Raw genomic sequence first — 14,698 nt, 5'->3', positions numbered from 1 at the left:
CTGATTTGACCAAGGTGTATATGAGCGTCCATCAACAGCTTCAAACCGCGCTTCTTGAGCTTGAAGCCGCCATGAAGGCCGCCAATTTATGGCGAGTCCCCACGCCGGATGCAACGGCGTTCGCAAGCCATGAACCCTTCTGTATTGATACGATGTCGCTGCCCCAATGGGTGCGTTTTGTATTCGTGGCACGGCTGAATGCGCTCGCTGAAGCGAAAGCGCCAATGCCTGCGAAATGCGAGGTAGCCCCGGCAATGGCCGCCTATCTTATCCAGGAAAAAGTACGCCCCAGCGACCAATGGCTGGTCGTGCGTGCTTTTGAGAAAGTTGACCAGCTCGTTACCGATAATTAGCCGTTATCGCTCGGCAAGCCTGCGTAAGGCGGGCTTGCCAGAATACAACAGCATTCGTGCGTCTATTTAAAAGCGATAGCTAAGCCCGCCCATAACGACCACCGGGTCGATATCCACAGATCCTGCCGCTTCGCCATTAATGGTGGCATCGGTACTAATGTCCAGATACCAGGCTGCCGCATTAAGTGCCCAGTGCTCGTCTATCAATAGATCAACGCCCACTTGACCTGCTGCACCCCATGAGTGCTTCAGGTTTAGCTCGCCAATGTCCAAGTGCTCTTTGGAGAAATGCGTATAGTTAATACCCGCACCCACGTAGGGCTGAACACGCGATTGTGTGCCGCCTAAAGGATAGTATTGAAGTGTTAGTGTGGGAGGTAGGTGCTTGGTTGATGCGAGGTTATCCCCATTAAGTGCAATCTCATGCTCAAACGGACGTGCGGCTAACAGCTCAATGCCTAGCTTGTCATGAAAACGATAGCCTAGTGTAAAAGCGACGTCTGTCTTGTCTTTTACATCTACCGCAATTGTTCCATCGGCAAGCGAGCCGTTGTTACTTTTAGGCGCTACTTTAGCGACCCCTACGCGGGTAAAGAAATCACCTGCGCCGTAGGCAAGCACCTGGGTGCTTGCCGTCAAGGCGGTGACGGCAAGCCCGGCCGCGAGCAGAGCAGGAAAAGATAAATGGCGCATAACGGTGCTCCTTGTCGTTCAGGTTACTCGATAAGTGGTTGTGAACCATGGATAAAGAGTACCGCTATGACAGGTTGCGGTTATTGACCCAAGGCAATGTGCCCATGAAAAAGGCCACCCGAAGGTGGCCTCAAGGCTTGCTTAAATGCGCGTCATTTAATGATCAATACGCTGATATTCACCGGCATCGGCTGTCATGCTGCTTACCACCAGGATGGCGATGAAAGAAGCGATGAAGCCAGGAATGATTTCATAGATGCCGGGGCCACCCATAAACTCGCCGTTCCAACCCAGTGCGATCCAGATAATAACGGTGAGAGCACCTACTACCATGCCTGCAATGGCGCCCGCTCCATTGGTGCGTGGCCACATTAGTGACAGAATGATTAAGGGACCGAAAGCAGCACCAAAACCTGCCCACGCGTTACTCACCAGACCGAGTACCTGAGATTCTGGATCAGAGGCGATAATGGCGGCTATCAGGCCTACCAGCACGACACAAATCCGGCCAACGGTAACGGTCTGCTTTTCCGATGCTTGTTTGTTCAGGAACAGCCGGTAGATATCCTCTGTCAGTGATGAAGATGCCACCAGAAGCTGGCTGGAAATGGTACTCATCACTGCCGCTAGAAGGGCTGCAAAAAGGAAGCCGGTAACTAGCGGATGGAATAAAAGCTCTGCCAGGACAATAAAGATAGTTTCGGGATCCTGAATTTCCAGACCATTACGAATAGCGTAAGCCCGGCCAAAAATACCGAGCGAGATGGCGCCAATCAGGGAAATGGCCATCCAACCCATACCAATATTACGGGCGGTAGGTACATCTTTCAGGTACCGGATAGCCATAAAGCGCACAATAATATGCGGCTGACCGAAATAACCCAGCCCCCAGGTCACCGCCGAGAGCCAGCCGATAAAGGTCAAGCCATCTGTCCACGACAGTAGCGTTGGATCGACTTCATTAAGGGTCTGGGTTGCCTGGCTGAAGCCCCCACCGCCTTCGCCAAAGAGCACCACTGCGGGCATGATAATTAGCGCCAGCATCATAATGCAGCCTTGTACAAAGTCCGTCAGGCTCACGGCCAAAAAGCCGCCCACTACGGTGTAGACAAGTACCACGCCCAGCGTGATGATGATGCCGGTTGCATAATCGCTTAGGCCACCCACATTCACCAAACCAGAAAACGCACTCTCGAATAGCTTGCCGCCAGCCACCAGGCCTGACGCGGTGTAGACCGCGAAGAAGATGACGATGACAATCGCCGAGACCGTTTTCAGTGACATGGCCCGGGTCGGGAATCGGTTAGCTAAAAAGGCCGGAATGGTGATCGCATTGCCATAATGAACGGTCTGTTCACGAAGACGGGGTGCGACCAGAAGCCAGTTGAAGAAGGCCCCGACGAAAAGGCCGATGCCGATCCAGGCAGAGCCCAGGCCCGATACAAACATCGCGCCAGGTAAACCCAGTAGCAGCCAGCCGCTCATGTCTGAGGCGCCCGCTGAAAGAGCGGCCACTTTAGGGCTTAAGGTACGACCGCCTAGCACGTAATCTTCAGAGGTTGATGTTGATGTTCGCATCGCATAAAGCCCGATGCCGATCATCAGCGCAAAGTAAGCAAAAAGGCTGATCCAAACGCCAATAGCCATTGAAGTTCTCCCGTTTATCAAGTCGGATAGCACCGACCGGTGAGTGCACTTACCGAGCCATGCTTGGTAATAGCACAGACTTATTGTTGTTAACCCTGCCTCTTGTTCACGCTGTAACCTGCAAACATTTGGCGAAGGTACCGTCAAAAAGAGGTTTCAGGCGTTTATTTGCTATGTTCCCTGTGCCTAATGCCCCCCTTCTGTAGAGGGGGCATGTAAAGGCCGTTACGCTTTTATTTTCAACCATGAGAGATCCTTTTTGAGGAGTTCAGGTTTTCCATTTAGATGAGCTATTTACTCATCGCCTAGCGCCAGCAAGGACGCATTACCGCCTAAAGCGGCCGTATTGTTAGTAACCGTCTTTTCAGTGATAAAGCGCTGTAGGTAATTCGGCCCGCCTGCTTTAGGGCCTGTACCTGAAAGCCCTTGTCCACCAAAGGGTTGAACGCCTACTACGGCCCCAATGATATTACGATTAATGTACACATTGCCCGCACGAATTTTCTGTGCGATGCCAGCGGCAAAGGATTCATTACGGCTATGGACACCAAACGTAAGTCCGTAACCCCGGCTATTGATATCGTTGATCACCTGGTCAAGCTCGCTAGCCTTATAGCGCACAATGTGCAGTACAGGGCCGAATTGTTCGCGGGTTAATGCATTGATACTGTCGATGGTAAAGGCCACAGGGGCCACGAAGGTACCGTTTTGGGTTTGCTCGGCTGACATGGGCGTTTCGGCGACCAAGCGATCTTCCCCTTTAAGCTTTTCGATATGCTCAAGCAGACCGTTACGCGCCTCCTCGTCGATCACCGGGCCAACGTCAGTACCCAAATCGCGCGGATCACCGATACGCAGCTCGTTCATTGCGCCTTTTAAAATCGTGATGACGCGGTCGGCAACGTCGTCTTGCAGGTAAAGAACCCGCAATGCCGAGCAGCGTTGGCCAGCGCTTTGGAACGCAGACTGGATAACATCCACCACGACCTGCTCGGGAAGCGCGGTAGAGTCGACGATCATGGCGTTCATGCCGCCGGTTTCAGCAATCAGCGTGGGCAGCGGCGCATTTTCACGCGCAGCCAAGGCACGGTTGATGATCTGCGCCGTGTCGGTGCCGCCGGTAAATACCACGCCAGTAATGCGCGGGTCAGAGGTCAGCACGCTGCCCACGGTCGGGCCGTCGCCCGGCAGCAACTGAACCACATCGCGTGGCAAGCCTGCTTCATAAAGCAGCTCGATCACCCGGTGGGCGACAATTGACGTTTGCTCGGCAGGCTTGGCAAGCACGGTATTGCCCGCAACCGCCGCCGCAACAATTTGACCGCAGAAAATCGCCACCGGGAAGTTCCACGGACTGATCGCGGCAAACACGCCCTTACCGCCCATGATTAGCTGGTTGGATTCACCGGTCGGACCAGGCAGCTCAATGGGCTCGCCGAAGGAGTCTTCCGCGCGCATGGCGTAATAGCGGCAGAAATCGACGGCTTCTTTGATCTCGTCCACACCGTCCGTTAAGAGCTTGCCGCCTTCGCGTGAGCAAAGGGTCATAAGCTCCGGCATATTCTCTTCCATCAGGTCAGCCAAACGGCGCAGTACGGCTGCACGTTCGGTAACCGGCGTGGTTTCCCAACGCGGGAAGGCATTCCAGGCAGCGTCAAGCGCCTTGGTGGCCTGTTCTTTGGTTGTCCACTGAACGCTGCCCACGCTTTGACGGCGATCAAAGGGGCAGGTCACGCTGTGGGTATTGGCAGCATCGTCCGCCACATCGAATGCCAGCAGTGGTTTGGCCAGGTACTGCTTATCCATAAAGACGGCCATCTTATCCATTAACGGATAGAAGTGGCTGCGGATATTCAGGTTTACGCCTCGCGAGTTGCGACGCTTGGACCCATAAATATCCTTGGGTAGCGGAATCTGCGTATTGGCTAAGGATTTCTGCTGACGCAGAGCCTCTATGGGGTGCTGGCAAAGCCATTCAACCGGCACTTCGGGGTCGACCAATTGGTGAACAAACGACGAATTCGCGCCGTTTTCCAGCAAGCGGCGAACCAGATAGGGCAGCAGGTCTTTGTGTGCGCCTACCGGCGCGTAGATGCGGCAGTACGTACCTTTGGGAGCGCGCTTCAGGGCAGCTTCATAAAGGGCTTCGCCCATGCCGTGCAAACGCTGGAACTCAAACGGACGACTATCGTGATTGGCTAATTCAAGAATAGTCGTAACCGTATGAGCATTATGGGTCGCAAACTGCGGAAAAATGCGCCCGAGGGTGTCGTTTGACAACAGGAACTGAGCACAGGCCAGGTAGGCAACATCCGTACACGCCTTGCGGGTATAGACCGGGTAGCCATCGACGCCCAACTGCTGAGACTCCTTGATTTCGCTATCCCAGTAAGCGCCTTTCACCAAACGCAGCGGAATTTCATCACCTTGCTCATCCGCTAAGCGGTTAATGTAGTGCAGTACCGGCAGGGCGCGCTTGGAGTACGCCTGCACGACCAGCCCAAAATGTCCCCAGCCTTTTACCGCATCGCTTGAATAAACGTCGCGGAAAACTTCCAACGACAGCTCCAAGCGGTCGACTTCTTCGGCATCAATGGTGACCGCCACATCCAGCTCGCGAGCATTGGATACCAGCTTGATAACTGTATCAACCAGCTCTGCCAGCACCTGTTCGCGGCGGCCAAACTCGTAGCGGGGATGCAGCGCTGAGAGCTTGATCGATACCGATGGTTTGGGCGTTTTATCGCTTAAGTGCTGGGATGTTTTACCCACTTGCTCAATAGCGCGGGCGTAGTCGTCAAAGTAGCGTTTGGCATCATCGCGGGTGCGTGCGGCTTCACCCAGCATGTCGTAGGAGTAGGTGTAACCTTTATTGAATAGCGGCTTGGAGCGTTTTAACGCTTCGTTAATATCACGGCCCAATACGAACTGCTTACCCATGATTTTCATCGCTTCAACCATCGCGCGACGAATCACAGGCTCACCCATACGATTAACCATGCGGTTAATAAACGTCGCAGGCTGGCCATCTTTGGGATGATCAAGCTTCAAAACACGGCCGGTCATTAACAGACCCCATGTGGAAGCGTTCACCATCCATGACTCACTTTTGCCCGTATAAGACTGCCAGTCAGCGGGGCCAAGCTTATCTTCAATCAGCGCATCGGCGGTGGCTTTGTCGGGAATACGCAGCATCGCTTCAGCCAGGCACATCAGCATCAGCCCTTCGTGGGTATCCAGGCTGTACTGCTGTAGGAGCTCATCAATGGTATCTACCGCCGTGTCCATTTCACGGACATCGTGGATGAGCGCTGCCGTATTGGCCTCAATGCGGGAGAAGCCTTCGTGATCCGTATCCAGCAACTTGATTAATTCGCCGACGTAGGTTTCTTCGTCCACAAGATAGTGGTCGCTCACCTGAGCCATCAGCACATCAAGGTCCGTTTGCCAGGTGGCAGAGTCACGCATGTTTTTAGCGTTAAGCATTGAGGCCCCCGTAAATTTACATAAAAACGAGTAGGTGGTAGGGCATTTCGCCCAAGCTGCGCTCGAATGTAGAGTGGTCTGTGATTTGGTGTATGTCGTTTTCTCGGTAAAACGTGTCAATTTCGCGGCAAGCAAGGCTGCTTTGAGACCTTAGTAGTATGTGCTTGATGCTGCTAGTGGTTTTTTGAGCATAGTGGAGGATGCTGTCGCTAGCGAAACTGGCGCCTCTTGGCGTAGAGCACGGGGCGATATGCCGTAGCTGCGCCGAAACGCATGAGAGAGTGCGCTTTGGTTGGCAAATCCTGTTTGAATGGCAATGTCGGTTAACGGCAACCGACTTTGCAAAATCAGCTGACGAGCCGCGTGAAGTCGTCGGCGCTTAACGTATTGCCAAGGCGAAAGTCCTGTCTGATTACGGAAGCACTCTGAAAAGTGGGCTTCACTTAGGCAGGCAAGCCTGGCCAAGTCAGCAACCCGCAGCTCATCGGCCAAGTGGCGGTTAATAAAGCGGTCGATAAGTGAGACATCAATTCTGCGCAGAGAAGCCGATGGGGTGTGCCCAAGGCGCGCTTTGAGCGAGCCCAGTAGTGTGGCGGCCAAGCGGTCTTGCTGAAACGAGACGGGAGAGGTATCAAACCCTTGGGCAAGCTCGCTTTCCATAAACGCCAGGTAGTGGCGTAAAGGGTTATCTAACGCAAAAAAGCGCGGCACATCAAACAGTGCGACCAACTCGCGGTGTTCACCTGTCAGGGCGGGCGCATTTTCTGGCAGATCAATAATCAACTGCCGGTTATGCCCATGGCCTGAGTAGTAGTGCTCGTGATTGGCAGGCACGATACAGCCTGAGAACGCATTTACACGCCCGCCGAGCCCCTCGATTTCAAACTCCGAGGAACCACACAACGTAATCACAATTTGGTGAAAGTCATGTGCGTGATGATGGGTTGCGCTCGCCAGCGGTATTTTGCGAATAGTACTGGGCATCAGGTTGTCTCCTCGGCGCTTTCAACCGCATCTACGTTTGACGCAAGGCGGTATGGGCCGCCAGATGATCTCGTAATACTTGTAGCTCCGCTTGCCCTTCCTGATTTAGTAGCGGTTTGCCTTGGGCGATTTGCCAGCGTCGCCCATGCAACTCCATTAAGCGCGACGCTCTGCGTCGAATGCCGTCCAGATAGTCATTATGGCGTATTGGATAGCCGATAATCGTATCCCACTCGGCTTCGCTCACTTGGCTATTCAGGGCCTTGTCAAACAGCGTCAGCAAATCCTTTGGTTCGGTACGGTAGCGCGGCGTACCTACCGTCATCAGGGCTAATAAAACAGCACCTATCACCAGCAGGCAGACGCCGAGTACCAGTAGGTACAGTGCCATGCATCCACTCCTGTGCTCTTTCATGAATTGAATGCTTAAGTATACGCGCGACCTCATAAAGACAAAAATTTTAAACGATGGCGAACTTTTCCGGCGCAAGGTGTCTGAAGTAGTACGACAACGTAGCGATAGCAGTCGCTAATAGTGTTGTCCTAGCTATTGTTTCTCGATCCCTTGCTTCCGCTGCCTTTTTGGGCAGCGGTTTTTTTATGCGTCATGGTTTTCATACGTACATCGCTATCAATGGCGGCGAATGGTTAGCAAGGCCATAAGAATATCGCGCCGGGTCACGATGCCGACGAGTCGCTGCTGTTCAACCACCGGGTAAACCTTGGGTTTGTCTCCGAGCATTTCCTGGGCAAGGTCTGTGATGCTTTTGTTAGGTGTTGTGGTAAGCACCTCTTCGCGCATCAGCTCACCCACCAGTGGCGTCTCATGGTCATGGTATAAGCAGTCAAGCACACGGCCTAGTACATCTTTCTCAGAAATATAGCCGATTAATCGATCTGCCATATCGACTACCGGCACACCAGGCAGGCGATGAAGTGCCAGCCCCTGTGCCAGCGTGGTAATTGAGGTAGATGGCGAGACGCGGTAACAATCCTTGGACATGATATCGCGGACAATATGCGGGCTTGGGTGTTTCATCTTGGCACTCCTTACGCACACTTTCATTTACCTTACTAGTGTGTGCAGCAATTGGCGAAGGCATCGTGGCTAAGTGCAACGTTTATGATGTTATTCGATAATAGGGCGAGTAACGTCTTAAACGTATTTACTCACTGTAGATGATTTAGGCGTAGTTGATGTGGGTGGACGCCACTCCTATTCAACGCTTTGCTGAACGTTACTCAAAGGAGCTTTACATGGATGCACGCGAATACCTGAACCGCAAAGGCGTCGGTGTCGAGCGGGAATCTGACCGCCCCAATACCCTTGAGGAAAAATCCTGGGAGCGAGCCCGCGGGGCAGGGGAGCAACGGCCCAAGTCGGGTACCCCTCATGATTGGGAGGATTGGGAGCGCTATCACGACGAGCTAGCGAAAGATGCCAGCGCACTAGAGCAAAAAATTGATAAGCAGGCACATCGAAAAGAGAAACTTGAGGCAACGCCTGGCGAGCAGGCGCACGTGGCGGTAGAGCACTTTACGCCTCCCACACCATCGTCGGCGCCCCATCCGCATGTCGCCAACCCTGATGCGCAAGTTGTAAGACCGGACATCACGCTTAGCGAACTTCACTCAAGTGCTGATCAACCTTCGGCCAAGCCTGCGGATAGCGAGCCTGGCGCACTCAAAGCAGCCTATCTCGCCTTGGCTGTTTTGTTCCCGCCGCTAGCACTGGGGCTCACCGGCGCCGGAGGCACGCGCCTGCTTGTTGGCATTGTATTAACGCTGCTGGGTTGGCTGCCTGGGGTTATCTATGCACTTGTGTGGCTCCAGCGTCGTTAACTTATTGCTTGGTTGATAGTTTACCTGTTGGCAGGCCATAAGAAATCCGTATAATTTGCGTAAACCATTTCTAAAAAATGAGGTTTACGGTGGGCTATCTAATTAGCGTGACAGCGCTTTGGGCGTTTTCCTTTTCTTTAATCGGGGTTTATCTAGCGGGGCAGGTCGATAGTTATTTCGCGGTGCTTGTGCGGGTAACCCTGGCGATGCTGGTTTTTTTACCCTTTTTGCGCCCCAGCCTGCTACGCGGCAAACAGCGTATTACGCTGATGGCGCTTGGCGCCATTCAACTTGGGGTGATGTACACCTTTCTTTATCAGTCGTTTTTGCTGCTTTCAGTGCCAGAAGTGCTGCTCTTCACCATTTTTACGCCGGTGTATATCGCTTTACTGGATGATCTGATGTTTGGCCGTTTCACTCCTATCTACTTACTTACCGCGCTATTGGCCGTTGTGGGGGCTGCTGTCATTCGCTATGACGGGATCGACAGCGGCTTCTGGCTCGGTTTTTTTGTGGTCCAGGGGGCCAATCTCTGCTTTGCGCTGGGCCAGGTCGGGTATCGTCGCTTGGCCGCAGACTTGCCGGCTGACCTTGCGTGGCATAACGTCTTTGGATGGTTTTTCATTGGCGCCATGGTCGTTGCACTACCGGCTTATTTATTGTTCGGCAATAATGCGGCGTTACCCAGCACACCGCTGCAGTGGGGAGTGCTTGCCTGGCTTGGTCTGGCCGCCTCTGGTGTGGGGTATTTTGCCTGGAACCAAGGCGCTACCCGCGTTGATGCAGGCACCTTGGCGGTCATGAATAATGCACTCATCCCAGCCGGGTTATTAGTTAATCTTGTCATCTGGAGCCGTGAGGCTGATATCGTTCGACTACTGCTGGGCGCACTGATCATGGCGGCCTCGCTCTGGTTGAATCACTGGTTACTCCAGCGACGCAAAGCAGCGACAGCCTAAGGGTTTCTCTTGATTTGGTTAGGCTTATTTGCCCGATACTCCCGGTATCCCCATAATGTCAGGCTGATGCTAGCGAGAGCCGCCCATGCCTAACACGTCACCACCCACTTCAGCGCCGTTAACCGGCCAAGGAAGCTCACGGCCCTTTAAAACGATTGGCTTAATTGGACGCTTGGGCAGCGAGAAAGTCGTCGACTCGTTGCAGCGGCTCATTAGCTACCTGGTCGAACATGATTACAGCGTTTTGATTGAAGACCGTACGGCAACGGTGCTTCCCCAGCACGGGCAGCCGGAAGCCAGCCGCCGTATGCTGGGCGAGCTTTGCGACCTTGTTATTGTGATCGGCGGGGACGGTAGTCTGTTAGGCGCCGCCCGCACATTGTGCCGCAGCGGGACACTGATGTTAGGCGTTAACCGTGGCCGCTTAGGGTTTCTTACCGATATCTCGCCTGACGAGCTCGAAAGCCGGGTGGGCGAAGTATTGGCGGGCGAATTTGAAATTGAGCAGCGCTTTTTGCTGGAAGCGGTGCTTTATCGTAACGGCGTTGCGGTCGGCAATGGTGATGCATTAAATGAAGTCGTCGTGCATCCGGGTAAAGCCGTCCGCATGATTGAATTTGAACTGTTTATTGATGGTCAGTTTGTTTACAGCCAGCGCAGCGATGGCTTGATTATCGCAACGCCTACCGGCTCTACCGCGTATGCACTTTCCGGCGGTGGCCCCATTATGCATCCCAAGCTTGATGTCGTGACGCTGGTGCCCATGTTTCCGCATACGCTTTCCAGCCGACCGATTGTGATTGACGCCGCCAGTGAGATTCGAATTCATATTGGTGAAACCAACCAAACCTACCCGCACATTAGCTGCGATGGACAAACCCGAGCGGTCGCTAAACCAGATGATGTACTCGTGATAAAGCGCAAAGCCGAGCGTGTGCAGCTTGTGCACCCTATCGGACATAACTTCTATGATGTGCTGCGCAGTAAATTGGGTTGGAGTCACCGGTTAGGGGATTAAGCATGGCAGGCTACGACCTGATTGGTGATGTTCACGGCTGCGGTGCCACACTAATCACCTTGTTAGAAACGCTGGGTTACCGCGAACAGCGTGGCGTTTATCGCCATCCGCAGCGTAAAGTTATCTTTTTAGGTGACCTGATTGACCGTGGCCCACGTATTCGCCTTGCCGTCACCGTTGCGCGACGCATGGTCGAGGAGGGCGAAGCCTATATTGTGATGGGCAATCACGAACACAGTGCACTCGCCTATATGCACCCGGCGCCACCCGGTAGCCATAAGCGTTGGCTGCGTGAACATACGCCCCGCCATAATCGCATCATGGAAAACACGTTGGCGCAGTATCAGGACTACACCAATGAGTGGGATGACACGCTGGCCTGGTTTAAAACGCTGCCGCTTTTTTTAGAAATCGACGGTATTCGCGTGGTACATGCCTGTTGGGACGATGGGTTGATTGAGCAGTTAAAAAAGCGCCTGCCTGATGGCCGTATGGATACGCGCTTTTTGATCGAATCTACTGATCCTGGTACGCAAGCCTATCGCATCATTGACCGATTAACCCGTGGGGCCAATATTCCCTTGCCTGGCGGTATCGCGATTCATTCAGGCGATGGCTATACACGGCAAAGCTTTCGGGCGCATTTTTGGGCCGCTAATCCAACCCGTTGGGGTGATGTGGTTTTTCAACCCGATAACTTGCCTGGCGACCTGGAAACACGTCTATTAACCGAAAACGAGCGCCAGCGTTTGAGTTACTATGGGCCGGAACAGCCGCCTCTGTTTATCGGCCATTACTGGTGTGAAGGTATTCCTGCGTTACCTGCTCCCAATATTGCGTGTTTGGATTATAGTGCCGTCAAGTATGGCTGTTTGGTCGCCTATCGATGGGACGGCGAAACACAGCTGAATGCAGATAATTTCGTTTGGGTACAAGTGATTAAAGAAGAACGTTCCAATGCCAATTTATATGGGAACGATTGTTGTTAACCTGTGTTGTCTTAATATACAAGGCCTTACATTTTTTTTATAAAACTGCTGAACTAACTGTGCGGTCGGCCATCAGAGTAGGTGTTCCCTTGAATGATCCCTTGCTTTATCCGGCGGCCCCCTCCGCCGGTTTTTTTTGGCCATGATTTTTTGTTTATAGTGTTTGTCTTCATGCAGAAATAGTCGATGAAGAGGTTGGTTTTAAAGGCGAGGGCCTTAATAGGGAGAATTTATGCACCCCGTAATGCACTTACCAAGTGATGCTGATACGCAGGAATTGCGTAAAGCACTTTGGCACTACCGAATTGGGCATCGCATTACAGAAGAAGCCGAGGGGCCTCTGCTTTGGATAGCCGACCCACGCCAGCATGCAGAGCTCAAGAGCCTGGTAGCGCGCTGGGAGCGTGGCGAAGCACTTATTGTTGATCAGCCAGCCAATCGCCGCTACGCCTCGGGCAGCATACTAACCACCCTGCGTCATGTTCCTGTGACCGCCACTGCGATGGCTATTAGCCTTGTGATATTCGCTTTAACAGGGTGGTTAGGTAATGGTGTAGTGATGGCGTTAACCATCGTGCCGATAGAAATTTCAGGCAATCAGTTTGTATATCGCAGCTTAACCGATGGGCTAATAAACGGGCAGGTATGGCGGCTGCTCTCACCGGCATTTCTGCACTTTGGCTGGATGCACCTGATCTTCAACCTTATGTGGTTATGGTACTTTGGGCGCCAAGTGGAGGTGCTACAAGGCAGCCGTACCATGCTGCTTCTGCTTTTAGTTGCGGGTATCGGCGCTAATCTTGCTCAATATTTTACCGGAACCGTGCTGTTTGGCGGCATGTCGGGCGTGGTTTATGCCCTACTAGGGCATGTTTGGGTGATGTCGCGACGTGCGCCACAACGTGGTTTTTTCGTTCCTCAAATGCTGGTTGTGTTTATGTTGGGGTGGATGGTGTTCACCATGACCGATATGGCCAGTTGGGTAGGTTTTGGCAATGTCGCTAACGAAGCACATTTAGGTGGGCTCCTCGTAGGACTTATTACCGGCGTGTATTATTCGTCTCGCCGTTTGAAAACAGATTAAGAGATCCGTAATGAGCGATATGACGTTCGATAAAATGATCAACCAAATGACACCTGCGATTTATGAAAGCCTTAAGCAAGCGGTGTCGCTGCGTAAGTGGCCCGACGGTCGCTTTCTTACCGCTGAGCAAACAGAGCTGTGTCTGGAAGCGGTAATGCGCTTTGAGGCTGAAAATAACGTGCCTGAAGAGAAGCGCGTGGGTTATCTGGAACAGCGTACCTGTGGAGCGGCGTCTTCTGGCGCAGGCGTTACGCCTGAAATGGCAGGTTTGGGACGGGATGCAACGCGTGGTTGAACAGGCAGTGCAAGGATGTTTACGCAAGATGTCGGTCGTATTGCCTGACCGGCCGGGCGACCAGGTGAGTTACCATTTGCGTGCTGGGGATCAACACATCCCCCTCAATTCGCGCGTAGGCAAGCCGATATCGCTTCATTGGAGCGGCGCCATTGCTTGTACTCACTGCGGTCGAGCGACTAAAAAAAGCTTTGCTCAAGGGCATTGTTATCCGTGCTTCAAGCGCTTGGCGCAGTGCGATACCTGCATCATGAAGCCTGAGACGTGCCACTTTTTTCAAGGCACTTGCCGCGAGCCTGAGTGGGGCGAAACGCATTGTTTCCAACCGCATATCGTTTATTTGGCGAACTCATCGGGTTTAAAAGTTGGCATCACCCGTAAAACACAGATGCCGACTCGTTGGATGGACCAAGGCGCTATCCAGGCGCTCCCCATACTTGAGGTCGACACGCGTCAGCAATCAGGGTTCGTCGAGATGCTTTTCAAAGAGCAGGTAAGCGACCGAACCAATTGGCGGGCTATGTTGAAAGGGGAGGTGGAGACGCTTGATTTAATTGCCGAACGTGATCGCCTGTTGGAAACGCTTGATGGCGGTTTGAATCAGCTGCGCGACCAACATGGCAGTGACGCGATTCGGGTGTTGGATGAAACGCCCTACACGTTTGATTACCCGGTGGAGACATTCCCACGCAAAGTGGTTTCCCATAATTTTGACAAACAACCCTTGGTCGAAGGCGTGTTACAAGGCATTAAAGGACAGTATCTCATCCTTGATAGTGGAGTGATTAATCTCCGTAAATTCACGGGTTACGAAATCACCCTAAGGTAAATCGGCTAGCCAGAGTGGCGAGCGTTGACTAAGGTTAGTGGAGTGTTCTTTCACTAAGCCTAACGCAATGCAAGGAAGCCTCAATGCCTTGGCTAAAACTTCTTCATATAGCCTCGCTTGTTGTCTGGTGCGGCTCGCTGCTGTATCTGCCTGCGTTGCTCAGCTATACGTTGCAACTGCGTAAAGACGCAGGCTTTGCGCAGGGCTCTCCTCCCATGCCACGGTTTTTTTATATTTCTGTGGCAACACCGGCAGCGCTAATTGCCATATTTTCCGGCACGCTTCTCTTTATCTTGCATGGTTTGGTGGGCGGCTGGCTGGTGCTCAAGTTGGGCGCTGTCGTTGCCATGGTGGTTGCCCACGGCGCCTATGGCTGGCTAATTTTACGTCTGGAACTGGGGATTTATAAAGGCGTAAAGACGGCTTCAATACTCGCGTTTTTAGTGGCCCTGGCGGGCATTCTTTGTGTGCTTTGGCTGGTATTAGCCAAGCCGCTGGATTGGAGCTAGCCCGCCATGA

Annotated in this window: 15 protein-coding genes; 9 read left to right on the top strand and 6 right to left on the bottom strand. The window is 52.9% G+C overall.

Translation table 11 applies throughout. The features are described 5' to 3' along the window. Positions 1-20: 20 nt before the first annotated feature. A complete protein-coding gene (locus CZ787_RS17435; RefSeq protein ID WP_087111680.1) occupies positions 21-353 on the top strand; it encodes a YqcC family protein in 333 nt (110 codons plus the stop codon). A gap of 66 nt (positions 354-419) precedes the next feature. Here CZ787_RS17435 and CZ787_RS17430 read toward each other — a convergent pair whose 3' ends face one another. The 6 genes from CZ787_RS17430 to CZ787_RS17405 form a co-directional block, all read right to left on the bottom strand. After that, positions 420-1,046 (bottom strand): OmpW/AlkL family protein, encoded by a 627-nt coding sequence (locus CZ787_RS17430; RefSeq protein WP_087111612.1) that lies wholly within the window; start codon positions 1,044-1,046, stop codon positions 420-422. Between the two features lie 156 nt (positions 1,047-1,202). Next, the gene (gene putP / locus CZ787_RS17425) at positions 1,203-2,693 is read right to left on the bottom strand and encodes a sodium/proline symporter PutP (protein ID WP_087111610.1); all 1,491 of its coding nucleotides are present in this window, start codon (positions 2,691-2,693) and stop codon (positions 1,203-1,205) included. Between the two features lie 294 nt (positions 2,694-2,987). Further along, positions 2,988-6,179 (bottom strand): bifunctional proline dehydrogenase/L-glutamate gamma-semialdehyde dehydrogenase PutA, encoded by a 3,192-nt coding sequence (gene putA / locus CZ787_RS17420; protein ID WP_087111608.1) that lies wholly within the window; start codon positions 6,177-6,179, stop codon positions 2,988-2,990. Between the two features lie 150 nt (positions 6,180-6,329). After that, positions 6,330-7,163 (bottom strand): AraC family transcriptional regulator, encoded by an 834-nt coding sequence (locus tag CZ787_RS17415; protein ID WP_087111605.1) that lies wholly within the window; start codon positions 7,161-7,163, stop codon positions 6,330-6,332. 31 nt (positions 7,164-7,194) lie between these two features. Beyond that, positions 7,195-7,554, bottom strand: a complete 360-nt coding sequence (locus CZ787_RS17410; RefSeq protein WP_087111603.1) for a hypothetical protein — start codon at positions 7,552-7,554, stop codon at positions 7,195-7,197. A 240-nt stretch (positions 7,555-7,794) separates the two neighbouring features. Then, positions 7,795-8,202, bottom strand: a complete 408-nt coding sequence (locus CZ787_RS17405; protein WP_087111601.1) for a CBS domain-containing protein — start codon at positions 8,200-8,202, stop codon at positions 7,795-7,797. A 218-nt stretch (positions 8,203-8,420) separates the two neighbouring features. Between CZ787_RS17405 and CZ787_RS17400 the strand changes: the two genes are divergently transcribed. The 8 genes from CZ787_RS17400 to CZ787_RS17365 all read left to right on the top strand — a co-directional run bounded on the left by CZ787_RS17400 (position 8,421) and on the right by CZ787_RS17365 (position 14,688). Then, a complete protein-coding gene (locus CZ787_RS17400) occupies positions 8,421-9,005 on the top strand; it encodes a YqaE/Pmp3 family membrane protein (protein ID WP_087111678.1) in 585 nt (194 codons plus the stop codon). A gap of 89 nt (positions 9,006-9,094) precedes the next feature. Further along, a complete protein-coding gene (locus tag CZ787_RS17395) occupies positions 9,095-9,964 on the top strand; it encodes a carboxylate/amino acid/amine transporter (RefSeq protein WP_087111599.1) in 870 nt (289 codons plus the stop codon). 85 nt (positions 9,965-10,049) lie between these two features. Continuing rightward, positions 10,050-10,982 (top strand): NAD(+) kinase, encoded by a 933-nt coding sequence (locus CZ787_RS17390; protein WP_087111597.1) that lies wholly within the window; start codon positions 10,050-10,052, stop codon positions 10,980-10,982. Positions 10,983-10,984: 2 nt separating this feature from the next. After that, positions 10,985-11,971 (top strand): metallophosphoesterase, encoded by a 987-nt coding sequence (locus tag CZ787_RS17385; RefSeq protein WP_087111595.1) that lies wholly within the window; start codon positions 10,985-10,987, stop codon positions 11,969-11,971. A 232-nt stretch (positions 11,972-12,203) separates the two neighbouring features. After that, the gene (locus tag CZ787_RS17380; protein ID WP_087111593.1) at positions 12,204-13,055 is read left to right on the top strand and encodes a rhomboid family intramembrane serine protease; all 852 of its coding nucleotides are present in this window, start codon (positions 12,204-12,206) and stop codon (positions 13,053-13,055) included. 10 nt (positions 13,056-13,065) lie between these two features. Then, positions 13,066-13,350, top strand: a complete 285-nt coding sequence (locus tag CZ787_RS17375; RefSeq protein WP_087111591.1) for a YeaC family protein — start codon at positions 13,066-13,068, stop codon at positions 13,348-13,350. Further along, positions 13,334-14,179: a DUF2797 domain-containing protein gene (locus CZ787_RS17370; RefSeq protein ID WP_254908651.1), complete on the top strand. Its 846-nt coding sequence runs from the start codon at positions 13,334-13,336 to the stop codon at positions 14,177-14,179. The genes CZ787_RS17375 and CZ787_RS17370 overlap by 17 nt, the downstream gene beginning before the upstream one ends. Positions 14,180-14,262: 83 nt before the next feature. After that, positions 14,263-14,688, top strand: a complete 426-nt coding sequence (locus CZ787_RS17365; RefSeq protein ID WP_087111587.1) for a CopD family protein — start codon at positions 14,263-14,265, stop codon at positions 14,686-14,688. Positions 14,689-14,698: the final 10 nt, after the last annotated feature.

The sequence above is a fragment of the Halomonas citrativorans genome, assembly GCF_900163645.1.
Classification (GTDB): Bacteria; Pseudomonadota; Gammaproteobacteria; order Pseudomonadales; family Halomonadaceae; genus Vreelandella; species Vreelandella citrativorans.
This window is presented reverse-complemented; position numbering and strand designations above follow the sequence as displayed.

Coding starts and splice junctions, on each gene's coding strand:
- putP (WP_087111610.1), bottom strand. CDS start 2,693: ATGGCTATTGGCGTTTGGATCAGCCTTTTTGCTTACTTTGCGCTGATG.
- CZ787_RS17365 (WP_087111587.1), top strand. CDS start 14,263: ATGCCTTGGCTAAAACTTCTTCATATAGCCTCGCTTGTTGTCTGGTGC.
- CZ787_RS17405 (WP_087111601.1), bottom strand. CDS start 8,202: ATGAAACACCCAAGCCCGCATATTGTCCGCGATATCATGTCCAAGGAT.
- CZ787_RS17380 (WP_087111593.1), top strand. CDS start 12,204: ATGCACCCCGTAATGCACTTACCAAGTGATGCTGATACGCAGGAATTG.
- CZ787_RS17370 (WP_254908651.1), top strand. CDS start 13,334: ATGCAACGCGTGGTTGAACAGGCAGTGCAAGGATGTTTACGCAAGATG.
- CZ787_RS17415 (WP_087111605.1), bottom strand. CDS start 7,163: ATGCCCAGTACTATTCGCAAAATACCGCTGGCGAGCGCAACCCATCAT.
- CZ787_RS17400 (WP_087111678.1), top strand. CDS start 8,421: ATGGATGCACGCGAATACCTGAACCGCAAAGGCGTCGGTGTCGAGCGG.
- CZ787_RS17385 (WP_087111595.1), top strand. CDS start 10,985: ATGGCAGGCTACGACCTGATTGGTGATGTTCACGGCTGCGGTGCCACA.
- CZ787_RS17410 (WP_087111603.1), bottom strand. CDS start 7,554: ATGGCACTGTACCTACTGGTACTCGGCGTCTGCCTGCTGGTGATAGGT.
- CZ787_RS17390 (WP_087111597.1), top strand. CDS start 10,050: ATGCCTAACACGTCACCACCCACTTCAGCGCCGTTAACCGGCCAAGGA.
- CZ787_RS17430 (WP_087111612.1), bottom strand. CDS start 1,046: ATGCGCCATTTATCTTTTCCTGCTCTGCTCGCGGCCGGGCTTGCCGTC.
- CZ787_RS17375 (WP_087111591.1), top strand. CDS start 13,066: ATGAGCGATATGACGTTCGATAAAATGATCAACCAAATGACACCTGCG.
- CZ787_RS17435 (WP_087111680.1), top strand. CDS start 21: ATGAGCGTCCATCAACAGCTTCAAACCGCGCTTCTTGAGCTTGAAGCC.
- putA (WP_087111608.1), bottom strand. CDS start 6,179: ATGCTTAACGCTAAAAACATGCGTGACTCTGCCACCTGGCAAACGGAC.